At 73.8% G+C, this 12,662-nt stretch carries 13 protein-coding genes and 1 pseudogene; 11 read left to right on the plus strand and 3 right to left on the minus strand.

Going from position 1 to position 12,662, the window contains the following annotated elements; all coding sequences use genetic code 11:
* Position 1 precedes the first annotated feature (1 nt).
* The 3 genes from AB0761_RS22270 to AB0761_RS22280 all read left to right on the plus strand — a co-directional run bounded on the left by AB0761_RS22270 (position 2) and on the right by AB0761_RS22280 (position 2,288).
* A complete protein-coding gene (locus tag AB0761_RS22270) occupies positions 2-1,447 on the plus strand; it encodes an alpha/beta fold hydrolase (RefSeq protein ID WP_377270861.1) in 1,446 nt (481 codons plus the stop codon).
* Positions 1,448-1,491: 44 nt separating this feature from the next.
* Positions 1,492-1,992, plus strand: coding sequence for a tRNA (adenosine(37)-N6)-threonylcarbamoyltransferase complex ATPase subunit type 1 TsaE (tsaE, locus tag AB0761_RS22275; protein WP_377270862.1), 501 nt, complete (start codon positions 1,492-1,494; stop codon positions 1,990-1,992).
* A gap of 107 nt (positions 1,993-2,099) precedes the next feature.
* Positions 2,100-2,288 carry a hypothetical protein gene (locus AB0761_RS22280; RefSeq protein ID WP_377270863.1) on the plus strand — a complete coding sequence of 63 codons (189 nt, stop codon included), beginning with the start codon at positions 2,100-2,102 and terminating at the stop codon, positions 2,286-2,288.
* Positions 2,289-2,394: 106 nt separating this feature from the next.
* Here the strand turns inward: AB0761_RS22280 and AB0761_RS22285 are convergent, their stop codons facing one another.
* Complete coding sequence (locus tag AB0761_RS22285) at positions 2,395-2,958, minus strand: hypothetical protein (RefSeq protein ID WP_377270864.1); 564 nt, start codon at positions 2,956-2,958, stop codon at positions 2,395-2,397.
* 146 nt (positions 2,959-3,104) lie between these two features.
* On the opposite strand from AB0761_RS22285, the gene tsaB reads away from it, so the two are divergent.
* From tsaB to AB0761_RS22305, 4 genes and pseudogenes are all read left to right on the plus strand, one after another.
* Entirely contained in the window at positions 3,105-3,767 is a 663-nt protein-coding gene (gene tsaB / locus AB0761_RS22290) for a tRNA (adenosine(37)-N6)-threonylcarbamoyltransferase complex dimerization subunit type 1 TsaB (RefSeq protein ID WP_377270865.1), read from the plus strand.
* Between the two features lie 29 nt (positions 3,768-3,796).
* Positions 3,797-4,311 (plus strand): annotated as a pseudogene (gene rimI, locus AB0761_RS22295) (ribosomal protein S18-alanine N-acetyltransferase).
* Positions 4,304-5,398, plus strand: a complete 1,095-nt coding sequence (gene tsaD, locus AB0761_RS22300) for a tRNA (adenosine(37)-N6)-threonylcarbamoyltransferase complex transferase subunit TsaD (protein ID WP_377270866.1) — start codon at positions 4,304-4,306, stop codon at positions 5,396-5,398. The pseudogene rimI and the gene tsaD overlap by 8 nt, the downstream one beginning before the upstream one ends.
* On the plus strand, positions 5,395-5,694 hold the full coding sequence (locus AB0761_RS22305) for a hypothetical protein (RefSeq protein WP_377270867.1): 300 nt from the start codon (positions 5,395-5,397) through the stop codon (positions 5,692-5,694). The genes tsaD and AB0761_RS22305 overlap by 4 nt, the downstream gene beginning before the upstream one ends.
* 134 nt (positions 5,695-5,828) lie before the next feature.
* Here AB0761_RS22305 and AB0761_RS22310 read toward each other — a convergent pair whose 3' ends face one another.
* A complete protein-coding gene (locus AB0761_RS22310; RefSeq protein ID WP_377270868.1) occupies positions 5,829-6,995 on the minus strand; it encodes a methyltransferase domain-containing protein in 1,167 nt (388 codons plus the stop codon).
* Positions 6,996-7,739: 744 nt separating this feature from the next.
* On the opposite strand from AB0761_RS22310, the gene groES reads away from it, so the two are divergent.
* From groES to AB0761_RS22325, 3 genes are all read left to right on the plus strand, one after another.
* Positions 7,740-8,048, plus strand: a complete 309-nt coding sequence (gene groES / locus AB0761_RS22315; RefSeq protein WP_055586200.1) for a co-chaperone GroES — start codon at positions 7,740-7,742, stop codon at positions 8,046-8,048.
* A gap of 98 nt (positions 8,049-8,146) precedes the next feature.
* Complete coding sequence (gene groL, locus AB0761_RS22320) at positions 8,147-9,778, plus strand: chaperonin GroEL (RefSeq protein WP_377270869.1); 1,632 nt, start codon at positions 8,147-8,149, stop codon at positions 9,776-9,778.
* Between the two features lie 89 nt (positions 9,779-9,867).
* A complete protein-coding gene (locus tag AB0761_RS22325; protein ID WP_377270871.1) occupies positions 9,868-10,896 on the plus strand; it encodes a LysR substrate-binding domain-containing protein in 1,029 nt (342 codons plus the stop codon).
* A gap of 159 nt (positions 10,897-11,055) precedes the next feature.
* Here the strand turns inward: AB0761_RS22325 and AB0761_RS22330 are convergent, their stop codons facing one another.
* Positions 11,056-11,382, minus strand: a complete 327-nt coding sequence (locus AB0761_RS22330) for a WhiB family transcriptional regulator (protein WP_377270872.1) — start codon at positions 11,380-11,382, stop codon at positions 11,056-11,058.
* A gap of 516 nt (positions 11,383-11,898) precedes the next feature.
* On the opposite strand from AB0761_RS22330, the gene AB0761_RS22335 reads away from it, so the two are divergent.
* Positions 11,899-12,510 (plus strand): response regulator transcription factor, encoded by a 612-nt coding sequence (locus AB0761_RS22335; protein ID WP_014136228.1) that lies wholly within the window; start codon positions 11,899-11,901, stop codon positions 12,508-12,510.
* The last annotated feature ends 152 nt before the right edge of the window (positions 12,511-12,662 follow it).

The following is a 12,662-nucleotide window of genomic DNA, read 5'->3' on the forward strand; positions in this document are numbered from 1 at the left end:
TATGGCCAGCGAGGCGGGAAAGTCGTTGGGCGCGGCCGCCGGTGCCGCGGAGTCCGCGGTGCGGGCCGTCCAGGCGGTGGGCGAGGCTGCCGCGACCGTGGACGGGCGGCTGCTCAGGGCGGGCCGCCGCGCCGGCGTACTCGGCATGTCGGTCGGCGTGGTCGCCGCCGGAGCCGCTGCCGGGGTCGCCCTGGAGCGGCTGACCGTCGGCCGGACCATGCGGCTGCGGGCCCGGGCCGAACTGGACGCCGCGGCGCCCTTCGGCTCACTGCGCGGCGTCTCACGTCAGATCACCGCCGATGACGGCACCCGGCTCTACCTGGAGCTCGACGGCACCGCCCGGCCCGTCCGCCCGGCCGCCGAGGAGGACCCGCAGGCCGCCCTGGCCGCCACCGCGGGCGGGCCGCAGGACGACCCGGACGCCGCCCCGGTGCGCCGGGGCTGGTTCGGCCGCCTCCGCCCGTCGCGGCCCGCGCTGGCCACCGCTCCGGGTGGGGCCCTGGCCGCGCCGGAGGGCTCGCCGCCGCTCACCGTGGTGTTCTGCCACGGCTACTGCCTCAACCAGGACAGCTGGCACTTCCAGCGGGCCTGGCTGCGCGAGGGCATGCGGCTGGTGTTCTGGGACCAGCGCAGCCACGGACGCTCCGAGCGGGGCCGCTCCTACCAGGCGGGCGAGCCCGCCACCATCGACCAGCTCGGCGGGGATCTGCGGGCCGTGATCGACGCGGTGGCCCCCGAGGGGCCGCTGGTCCTGGTCGGCCACTCCATGGGCGGAATGACGATCATGGCCCTGGCGGACCAGGACCCCGAGCTGTTCCGTGAGCGGGTCGCCGGCGTCGCCCTGATCGGCACCACGGCCGGCAACTGGCGCGAGGTGACCCTCGGCCTGCCCGCGTACGGCGCCCGGATGCTGCACCGGGTCGCCCCCGGGGTGCTCAAGGCGCTGGGCCGCCAGGTCGAACTGGTGGAAGCGACCCGGCGGGCGGGCAGCGAGTTCACCGCGGTGCTCTACCGCAGGTTCTCCTTCGCCAGCGCGGACGTCGACCCCTCGGTGGCCCGCTTCGCCGAGCAGATGCTGGAAGCCACCCCCATCGACGTGGTCGCCGAGTTCTATCCGGCGTTCGGCCTGCACGACAAGGCGGCCGCGCTGGCCGCCCTGGACGGGATCCCGGCGCTGGTCCTGGCCGGCGCCGGGGACCTGCTCACCCCTCCGGGCCACAGTGAGGCCATAGCCGCGGCGCTCCCCGGAGCGGAACTGGTGGTCGTCCCCGACGCCGGGCACCTGGTGATGCTGGAACATCCGGAGCTGGTCAACAGCCGTCTGGCGGCGCTGCTGGCCAAGGCGGCCCGGCGCTGCGGCGCCCCGCTGCCGGCCTCGGTACGGGAAGCGGCCGACGGTGACCCGGAGGACACCGGTGACCTCGGCGACCTGGGCGTGCAACCCTGACTGCGGACGCCGTACGCACCACCTGGAAGGACCGCGACACACCTATGGGCTCGTACACCACCCTGACCGTGCCCGGCCCCGAGCAGATGCAGCAGCTGGGCCGCGGGCTGGCCGCACTGCTGCGGCCCGGGGACCTGGTGCTGCTCTCCGGAGAGCTGGGCGCAGGCAAGACCACGCTCACCCGCGGCCTGGGCGAGGGCCTCGGCGTGCGCGGCGCGGTCACCTCGCCCACCTTTGTCATCGCCCGGGTGCACCCCTCGCTGGCCGGCGGGCCGCCACTGGTGCATGTGGACGCCTACCGGCTGGGCGGCGGCCTGGACGAGATGGAGGACCTCGACCTGGATGTCTCGCTGCCCGAGTCGGTGGTGGTCGTCGAGTGGGGCGAGGGCAAGGTGGAGCAGCTCTCCGAGGAGCGGCTGGAGGTGCGTATCGAGCGCGCCCTCGGCGGCGAGGCCGCGGCGGACGACCACGACCCGCGCCGGGTGGTGCTCAGCGGGCTCGGACGCCGCTGGGACGGCGTCGATCTCACCGCAGCGGCGGGCTGACCGGCCCGATTCGTTGCCGACGCGTTGTCGGCATCCTGTTGCGCTCCCGGGGGTGGGCGTGGTCACATGGTGTTCGCGGTTAGGTGTACCTAACTCCGGGAGGCACCATGCCGAGCAGCACCCCGCAGGACCCGTCGGTGGACGAGCCCCGTCCCGGCGCGTCCGAGGCCCCCGTTCCAGCACCGCCGGCTGTCGCCGTGCGGGAGGTGCTGGCGGCGTGCGCGGCGGCAGCCGCGATCTCCACCCCGCCTGCGGCCGAGCCCCCCGAGGAGCAGAGCCCGCCCCGCGCCGCCTGACCGACGTCCCGGCGGCCGCCGCCGGGGGCGGGAGCGCCCGGGCGGCACCGTCGGCATGCCCCGACCGTGGGGGGCTGTCCGTCCGGCGGACGCGGACGCGGCCCGCTCAGGGGACGACGACGACCCGGCTGTTGAGTGGGGCGAAGTCCCAGAGCGCCGCCACATCCCGGCGGGTCCCTCGGACGCCGCCGGTCCGCAGGCCGGGGCTGGGCTTGGGCGTGGTGTTGTCCACCGCGGCACTGAATCCGACCACCGTCCCCGGCACCCGGTCGAACAGCATCACATGCTCGATCGGACGGCCGTCCGACCCGGTCGTGGCCGGGGTGCGGGAGTAGACCCGATAGCTGCCCGGCGCCGGGTCGACGGTGCTGGGCTGCACCCGGAAGGTCCGCACCACCTGGGGCTTCTTGGCCGGGTCCACCAGCCACACCCGGTCCGCGCGGAGCGAGTAGACCACCCTGCGCCCGCTCCCCGATGCGGCGGGCAGCGCCGGTGGCTGCGGCCGTGCCGTGGCGCCGGGGCGGGCGGAGGCGCCTGCTGCCGGCGGCGGGGGCGAGGCCGGGGCCGCCCTGTGCTCGGTGCCCTTCGCCTGTACGGCGAGTGCGGCGACGGCCGCCATCGCCCCCAGGGTGAGTCCGGTGACGACCGTCCCCGAACCGATCTTCGCCACGAGCGCTCCTCGCCTTCCATGCAGTGTCACCCCCCATCGTGCCAGCCGCCCCCGGGCGGCCCTCCGCTGCCCGCCCCGGACACCCGGCCGGAGGCCGTACCGGACACCCGGCCGGAGGCCCTGCCGGGACGCTCTAACCTGGAGCTGTGCTCCTCCTCGCCTTCGACACCGCGACCCCCGCCGTCACCGCCGCCCTGCACGACGGCACCGCGGTGCTGGCCGAGTCCACCACGATCGACGCCCGGCGCCACGGTGAGCTGCTGCTTCCGGTGATCGACCGGGTGCTGCACGACGCCGGGGCCGCCAAGGGCGACCTCACCGCCGTGGTGGTGGGCGTCGGTCCCGGCCCCTACACCGGCCTGCGGGTGGGCCTGGTCACCGCAGCCGCCCTGGGCCACGCCCTGTCGATCCCCGTGCACGGCGTCTGCACCCTGGACGGGATCGCCCGTGCGGCGCGCGCCGACGGCCTCGGCGGCCCCTTCACGGCGGCGACCGACGCCCGCCGCAAGGAGGTCTACTGGGCCGCCTACGACCAGGACGGCACCCGGATCTCCGGCCCGGACGTCGACCGGCCGGCCGAGATCGCCGACCGGGTCGCCGGGCAGCCGGCGGTGGGCGCGGGTGCGCAGCTCTACCCCGAGGTCTTCACCGAGGCCCGCGGGCCCGAACATGTCTCCGCGGGCCATCTCGCCGCCTTCGCCGCCGAGCAGCTGGCGGCCGGCGTCCCGCTGCTGCCGCCCGTGCCGCTCTACCTCCGCCGCCCGGATGCGCAGGTGCCCGCCGGATACAAGGCGGTGCTCCCCAGGTGAGCGGCGGATCCGGGATCACTCTGCGGCCGATGCGCTGGTGGGACATCGAGCCCGTACTGGAACTGGAGCAGGTGCTCTTCCCGGAGGACGCCTGGTCGGCCGGCATGTTCTGGTCGGAGCTCGCCGACGCCCGGCACCCCGGTGCCACCCGCCATTACACGGTGGCCGAGGACACCGCCGGACGCGTGGTCGGCTATGCCGGGCTGATGGCGGTCTCCGGCGAGGGCGATGTGCAGACCATCGCGGTGGCCCGCGAGCAGTGGGGCGGCGGACTGGGCTCCCGGCTGCTCGCCGATCTGGTGCGGGAGGCGGGGAGCGGGGCTGCGCCGACCTGCTGCTGGAGGTGCGGGTGGACAACGTCCGGGCCCAGCGGCTCTACGAGCGGTTCGGCTTCCAGCCGATCGGGGTGCGCCGCAACTACTACCAGCCCTCCGGGGTGGACGCCCTGGTGATGCGCCTGTCGGACCCGGCACGCGCCCCGCTGCCCGAACCCATGGCGGCCACCGCCGCACCCGTCGACCAAGGAAAGACCCTCCATGGCTGATCAGCCCCTCGTTCTGGGTATCGAGACCTCCTGCGACGAGACCGGCGTCGGCATCGTCCGCGGCACCACCCTGCTCGCCGACGCGGTGGCCTCCAGCGTCGACGAGCACGCCCGGTTCGGCGGCGTGGTCCCCGAGGTGGCCAGCCGCGCCCATCTGGAGGCGATGGTCCCGACCGTCCAGCGGGCACTCGACCAGGCCGGCGTGGCCGCCTCCGATCTGGACGGCATCGCGGTGACCGCCGGGCCGGGCCTCGCCGGTGCGCTGCTGGTGGGGGTGTCCGCGGCCAAGGCGTACGCCTATGCGCTGGGCAAGCCGCTGTACGGGGTCAACCACCTGGCATCGCACATCTGCGTCTCCCAGCTGGAGCACGGCAGGCTGCCCGAGCCCACCATGGCGCTGCTGGTCTCCGGCGGCCACTCCTCACTGCTGCTCACCGAGGACATCACCAGCGACGTCCGCCCGCTGGGCGCCACCATCGACGACGCGGCCGGTGAGGCCTTCGACAAGGTGGCGCGGGTGCTGGGGCTGGGCTTCCCCGGCGGGCCGGTGGTCGACCGGATGGCCAGGGAGGGCGACCCGGAGGCGATCCGCTTCCCCCGCGGCCTCACCGGCCCCCGGGACCCCGAGTACGACTTCTCCTTCTCGGGCCTGAAGACCGCGGTCGCCCGCTGGGTGGAGCAGAAGCGGCGGGCCGGGGAGGAGGTACCGGTGGCGGATGTCGCCGCGTCCTTCCAGGAGGCGGTCACCGATGTGCTGACCCGCAAGGCGGTCAAGGCGTGCCGGTCCAGCGGCGTCGACCATCTGATGATCGGCGGCGGGGTCGCGGCCAACTCCCGGCTGCGGGCGATGGCGCAGGAGCGCTGCGACCGGGCCGGCATCCGGCTGCGGGTGCCCCGGCCGGGCCTGTGCACCGACAACGGCGCGATGGTGGCGGCACTGGGCGCGGAGATGGTGTGGCGGGGCCGGGACAGCTCCGCCTTCGACCTCTCCGCGGACTCCTCGCTGCCGGTCACCGAGGTGTCCGTGCCGGACCCCCACGGTGCGCTGCACGCGCACGCCCACAGCGCCCTGGGAGGCGGGGCGTGACCATCACCCTGATGTGGGAGGCGCGGGCCGCGGAGGGCCGCGGCGACGCCCTGCTGGAGTGGGTGGTGGAGCACGGTCTGCCGGGGCTCACGGGCTCGTCGGCGGGTCTTGAGCGGGCAGAGGTGTTCACCGCCCCGGAGGACCGGGTGCTGGTGATCACCTGGTGGTCGGCTGCCCCCGAGGCCGCCCAGGAGCCGGAGCGGCGGGCCCTGCCGGAGCTGCCGGAGCCGCCCCCGGGACTGCTGCGCCGCGAGCCGCACCGCTGGCGGTTCCGCCGGGTGGAGAGCTACCCCTGACCGGTCGCCCCGGGGCGTGGTCCGGCGGAGCGGCGGCCTCGTCGAGGGCGTGCTCGTACGGACCGCGGCCGCGCCGAACCGGGAGGCTGCCGCGTACCTGCCGCCGGGGCCGGAGCGCGGCCGAGCCGGTCCGGTCAGACCGGGTGCCCCAGCAGCATGGCCGGAGCCCCCGCCACCCGGGTGAGGAAGACCGTGCAGGAGTGGGGGCCCTCGGGCTTCAGCTTGCGGCGCAGCTCCTCCGGTTCCACCGCGGAGCCGCGCTTCTTGACCACCACCGTGCCCACCCCGCGTTCACGCAGCAGTGCCCGCAGCCGTTTGACGTTGAACGGCAGGGTGTCGGTGATCGTGTACGCGGTGGCGTAGGGCGTGCGGACCAGGGTGTCCGCGGTGAGGTAGGCGATGGTCGGGTCGATCAGGGTGCCGCTGATCCGCTCGGCCACCTCGGCCACCAGGTGGGCCCGGATCACCGCGCCGTCCGGTTCGTACAGGAAGCCGCCCACCGGCCCCACCGGGGGGTTGGGCAGCCGTCCGCCGGTGAGGGTGTGGCCGCCGGGCAGCAGGGTCGCCCGGTGCGGCTGGACCGCCCCGGTACCGAACCAGAGCACCGCCTCCTTGACGTCCCCGCCGTCGGAGACCCACTCGGCCTCGGCGTCCTCGGGCACCGCCTCGTGGGGCACCCCGGGGGCGATCTTCAGCGCGGCGTACGGGGTGCGGCGGCCGGCCTCGACGGCCCAGGACAGCGGCGGGGAGTAGGCCTCCGGGTCGAAGATCCGGCCGCGCGACCCACGGCGGGCGGGGTCGGTGAAGACCGCGTCGTACCCGGACAGGTCCACCTCGGCCACAGCGGCGCAGCGGACCTCGATCAGCTCCGCCAGGCCCAGCGCCCGCGCATTGGCCTCGGCCGCGGCGCAGGCCAGCGGGGACCGGTCGACGGCCAGCACCGAGATCCCGGCCCTGGCCAGCGCCACCGCGTCGCCGCCCACCCCGCAGCAGAGGTCGGCCAGCCGGCGCACACCCAGGCCGGCGAACCGGCGGGCCCGCCACTCGGCCACCGTGGTGCGGGTGGCCTGCTCCACCCCGTCGGGCGTGAAGTACATCCGGTCGGCGTCGCCGCCGAACTTCGCCCTGGCCCGCTGTCGCAGCCGGGCCTGGCCGAGCGCCGCCGACACCAGCTCCGCCGGGTGCTCCCGGCGCAGCCGGGTGGCCAGCGCCAGTTCCTCACCGGGGGCATGGTCGCGCAGCCGGGTCAGCAGTTCCTGCCCCTCGTCGGTCAGCAGGTCCCGGAACGATTCGATCTCCACCTGCCCATTCTCCCGCCGGCGCCCCGCCCGGCCGCACCAGCCCTTGCGGCACGCCCCCGATCGCACGCCCTCTCCGCGCATCCGCGACACTCCCGGCGCATCAGCGTGTTTCCGGGCCGTCCGACCGGACCGGTGGCCCCGCCGCGCGCCCGCGCCACTCCCGGCGTGTGAGCGTGTTTCCGGGCCGCCCCACCGGACCGGTGGCCCCGCGCCGTGTCTGCGCCACTCCCGGGGCGTGAGCGTGCTTCCGGGCCGCCCCACCGGACCGGTGGCCCCGCCGCGCGCCCGCGCCACTCCCGGCGTGTGAGCGTGTTTCCGGGCCGCCCCACCGGACCGGTGGCCCCGCGCCGTGTCTGCGCCACTCCCGGGGCGTGAGCGTGTTTCCGGGCCGTCCGACCGGACCGGTGGCCCCGCCGCGCGCCCGCGCCACTCCCGGCGTGTGAGCGTGTTTCCGGGCAGCCCCACCAGAGCGGAGGCCCCGTCGCGCACCCTCAACTTCCAACGGCGGAACGCGAGAGCAACCCCCGCCAACCCCAGCCGCCATCCTCAGCCACCCACCCACGGCAGCCACTAGTTAGCACTCTGGTTGACTGAGTGCTAGTCGCGCCCTAAGGTCGTCCTTGGCACTCTCCCCAGGAGGGTGCTAACGCGACGAGGCAGGTCCGGCACCCGCGACGACGGGCCGGCCAGGTCGCCACCTACCTTTAGACAACCCCGTGAGATCTCCGAAGGGGGAGGTCGGACGTGACGACCGCCAGCACCAAGGTTGCCATCAAGCCGCTCGAGGACCGCATTGTGGTCCAGCCGCTCGACGCCGAGACCACCACGGCCTCCGGCCTGGTCATTCCGGACACTGCGAAGGAGAAGCCCCAGGAGGGCGTCGTCCTCGCCGTGGGCCCGGGTCGCTTCGAGGACGGCCAGCGTCTCCCGCTGGACGTCGCCGTGGGCGATGTCGTGCTGTACAGCAAGTACGGCGGCACCGAGGTCAAGTACAACGGCGAGGAGTACCTCGTCCTCTCGGCTCGCGACGTCCTCGCGATCATCGAGAAGTAATCCGACGCTGACCGCAGAGTCGTGACCCGCCCCGGGATCCGTGTCCTTATGAGACCCGGGGCCCGGGGCGCGGTTGTTGAGAGGGAATTGACGAGACGATGGCGAAGATCCTGAAGTTCGACGAGGACGCCCGCCGCTCGCTGGAGCGCGGAGTCAACAAGCTCGCCGACACCGTGAAGGTGACGATCGGCCCCAAGGGCCGCAATGTCGTCATCGACAAGAAGTTCGGCGCGCCCACCATCACCAACGACGGCGTGACCATCGCCCGTGAGGTGGAGCTGGACGACCCGTACGAGAACCTTGGCGCGCAGCTCGTCAAGGAGGTCGCGACCAAGACCAACGACGTCGCGGGCGACGGCACCACCACTGCCACCGTGCTGGCCCAGGCCCTGGTCAACGAGGGTCTGCGCAACGTCGCGGCGGGCGCCGGCCCGGCCGGTCTCAAGAAGGGCATCGACGCCGCCGTGGCGGCCGTCTCCGAGCACCTGCTCGGCATCGCCCGTGAGATCGAGGGCAAGGACGACATCGCCGCCGTGGCCGCGCTGTCCGCCCAGGACCCCCAGGTCGGCGAGCTGATCGCCGAGGCGATGGACAAGGTCGGCAAGGACGGTGTGATCACCGTCGAGGAGTCCAACACCTTCGGCCTGGAGCTGGACTTCACCGAGGGCATGCAGTTCGACAAGGGCTACCTGTCCCCGTACATGGTGACCGACCAGGAGCGTATGGAGGCCGTCCTCGACGACCCGTACATCCTGATCAACCAGGGCAAGATCTCCTCGATCCAGGACCTGCTGCCGCTGCTGGAGAAGATCCTCCAGGGCGGCGCCAGCCGGCCGCTGCTGATCATCGCCGAGGACGTCGAGGGCGAGGCCCTCTCCACCCTCGTCGTCAACAAGATCCGTGGCACCTTCAACGCCGTCGCGGTGAAGGCCCCCGGCTTCGGCGACCGCCGCAAGGCCATGCTGGGCGACATCGCGACCCTCACCGGCGCCACCGTGATCGCGGAGGAGGTCGGCCTCAAGCTCGACCAGGCCGGTCTGGACGTCCTGGGCAGCGCCCGTCGGGTGACCGTCACCAAGGACAACACCACCGTCGTCGACGGCTCGGGCTCCTCGGAGGAGGTCGCCGGCCGGGTCGCCCAGATCAAGGCCGAGATCGAGACCACCGACTCCGACTGGGACCGCGAGAAGCTGCAGGAGCGCCTGGCCAAGCTGGCCGGCGGCGTCTGCGTGATCCGGGTCGGCGCCGCCACCGAGGTGGAGCTCAAGGAGAAGAAGCACCGCCTCGAGGACGCCATCTCGGCGACCCGCGCCGCGGTCGAGGAGGGCATCGTCGCCGGCGGCGGCGCCTCCCTGGTCCACTCCGCCAAGGTGCTGGAGAACGGCCTGGGCCTGTCCGGCGACGAGGCCACCGGTGTCGCGGTCGTCCGCCGCGCCCTGGTCGAGCCGCTGCGCTGGATCGCCCAGAACGCCGGCCTCGAGGGCTATGTGATCACCTCCAAGGTCGCCGAGCTGGACGCCGGACAGGGCTACAACGCCGCCACCGGCGAGTACGGCGACCTGGTGAAGGCCGGCGTCATCGACCCGGTCAAGGTCACCCGCTCCGCCCTGGAGAACGCCGCCTCCATCGCCTCCCTGCTGCTCACCACCGAGACCCTGGTGGTGGAGAAGAAGGAAGAGGAAGAGGCCGCCGCGGGCCACTCGCACGGTGGCCACGGCCACTCGCACTGAGGCACCCGAGCAGTCACCCTCGGCCCGGACCTTCCCCAGGGAAGGTCCGGGCCGAGGGCCTTTCCCAAAGAGTTGCTTATGCTTGACCCGTGATCGAGGCACGCCATCTCAGGGTCCTGCGGGCCGTGTCCCGGACCGGCTCCTACTCCGCGGCCGCCCGGGATCTGGGCTGTACCCAGCCCGCGGTCAGCCAGCAGATGAAAGCGCTGGAGAAGTCGGTGGAGACCCCGCTGGTGGTGCGCTCCGGGCGCGGGATGCAGCTCACCGAGGCCGGACAGGCCCTGTTGAAGCACGCCAACACCATCCTCGCCGGGCTCACCGCCGCCGAGGAGGAGGTCGCGGCGATCGCCGGGCTGCGGGCCGGACGCGTACGGCTGGTCTCCTTCCCCACCGCCAGCTCCACCCTGGTGCCGAGGGCGGTCGCCGAGATGCGTGCCTCCCGCCCGGGGGTGCAGGTCTCGCTGGTCGAGGCGGAGCCCCCGGAGTCGCTGGCGATGCTGCGCGGCGGCGAGTGCGAGGTGGCGCTGGCCTTCCGCTACCCGGAGACGGAGCGGGCCGCCCGTGCCGTGGCGTCCGCCGTGCCGGCCGCAGCGGCGGAGACCGGGGGCCATGGATCACGGCGTGAGGCGCGGGCCGAGGCCGCGCTGGAGGCTGCCGCCTCGGCCGCCGCCAACGACTGGTCCGACCTGGTGGTGCGCCCGCTGCTGGACGACGCCCTGGTCGGCCTGGTGCCCTCGGGGCACCCGCTGGCAGGGCGCGGGCCGGCAGAGCCGGTGAAGCTGGCGGAGCTGGCGGGGGAGCAGTGGATCGCGGGCTGCCCGCAGTGCCGCGGCCATCTGGTGGAGCTCTGCGCCGCGGCGGGTTTTGCACCGCGTATCGACTTCGCCACCGACGACTACCCCGCGGTGGTCGGCCTGGTCGCGGCCGGGGTGGGGGTGGCGGTGCTGCCCGGACTGGCGCTGGAGTCGGTACGGCGGACCGGCGTCGCCGTGGTCCCGCTGACCCCGCGGGCGGCGCGTGAGGTGGTGGCGCTGACCCTGCCCGACCTGGGGGAGGTGCCGGCCGTGGAGCTGATGCTGGACCGGTTGGCGGGGGCGGCCGCCCAGCGCCGGGGCTGACGCTGGGCCGCTGGGCTGCGGCCCAGCGGAACGTTCAAGCAGGAACGATCCTGCTGTGCATGCCGTCGCGGGCATGCTGCTGCGGGTCGGCCCCGTGGCCGCCGACCCCTGGCTCGGTGGCTCAGTGGCCCAGTGCTCAGTGGCCCAGTGCTCAGCGGCTCAGTGCGAGCCGGGCGACGGTGCGATCAGCGGCACCTCCACCAGCCGATGGCGGGCCCTGCCCTGGAGCTCCTCGCGCTCGTCCTCGGTCAGCCCGCCCCACACGCCGTAGGGCTCGCGGACGGTCAGTGCATGTGCCGCGCACTGCGCCCTGACCGGGCAGCGCATACACACCTCCTTGGCTGCCTGCTCCCGGGAGGAGCGGGCAGCGCCGCGCTCGCCCTCGGGATGGAAGAACAGGGAGCTGTCCACACCGCGGCAGGCCGCCGAGAGCTGCCAGTCCCACAGGTCTGCGTTGGGGCCGGGAAGGCGGGAGAAGTCGGCCATGGCTCATCCCCTCAAAGGATTTGGGGCTTAGATGCCGGTGCGTCGACCGTCGAGGCGAGGCTCCGGGGCGGCGTCAGTGCGAACACCTGGAAATAAGACCTACAGAGATCTATAGGACAAGATGCCCATTGGGTCGCACAACAGGCCTCCCCCTAACAAATGCCGCGAAAACGGACCAATGCCGCACAGTGTGCTGCGGCGTGTCCTGGGGGCGGGTGCACTCGTTGGGACTACGCCGGGTCCCGGGTCGCCATCGCGCGGCACGCGGGCCGGACGGCGGGCGGCGATCGGTAACGGGTCGACCACGTAGAGTGGTGGAGGTGGCCGCCATCCCCGTAACTCATTCGAGTGACGGTCGTTGGGAGTGCGGAGGCGGTTAGCGGGCGCCGGGCGTCGGGAACGATCGCGAGCAGTGCGAGCGATCAGAACCACAGCCTGTCGTCATTGGCCGTGTCGGTGACGATTCGTACCAGCCAGGAGGCTCAACGTGACGCGGATCAGCTGCGGAGGACGGTCATGACATCCGTTCTCGTGTGCGACGATTCCCCGCTTGCCCGGGAGGCGCTCCGCCGAGCGGTGGCGACCGTGCCCGGTGTCGACCGGGTGACCACTGCCACCAACGGCGAGGAGGTTCTCCGCCGCTGGGTGGCGGACCGCTCCGACCTCGTCCTGATGGACGTCCGGATGCCCGGACTCGGCGGGGTCGAAACGGTGCGGCGGCTGTTGTCAGCCGATCCGGGGGCCCGGATCATCATGCTGACCGTCGCCGAGGACCTCGACGGGGTGGCGCTGGCCGTCGCCGCCGGCGCCCGCGGTTATCTGCACAAGGACGCATCACGCGCCGAGCTGCGGGCCACCGTGACCCAGGCGCTGGCCGACCCCACCTGGCGGCTCGCCCCGCGCCGGCTGCGCTCCCCCGACATGGGCGCGGCCCCCACCCTCACCGCACGTGAGATCCAGGTGCTGGAGGGCATGAGCCACGGGCGGAGCAACGCCGAGATCGGCCGTGAGCTCTTCCTCTCCGAGGACACCGTGAAGACCCATGCGCGCCGGCTCTTCAAGAAGCTCGGCGCCTCGGACCGGGCGCATGCAGTGGCGCTGGGCTTTCGCTGGGGCCTGGTCCGCTGAGGGTCGTGTCGGCGGCGCTGGCTGTCGGCGGAACGGCGCAGGTCGCGGCGGTCGGCCGCACCCCGGAAAGGGGTCCCCGCACCGCCTTCCGGCGGACCGGTCGTCCGCTCTCCGGTGCGATGTGGGCGGCGGCATGGTGTCAGCGGCGGGCC

Origin of the sequence: Peterkaempfera podocarpi (assembly GCF_042466665.1) — a bacterium.
Classification (GTDB): Bacteria; Actinomycetota; Actinomycetes; order Streptomycetales; family Streptomycetaceae; genus Peterkaempfera; species Peterkaempfera podocarpi.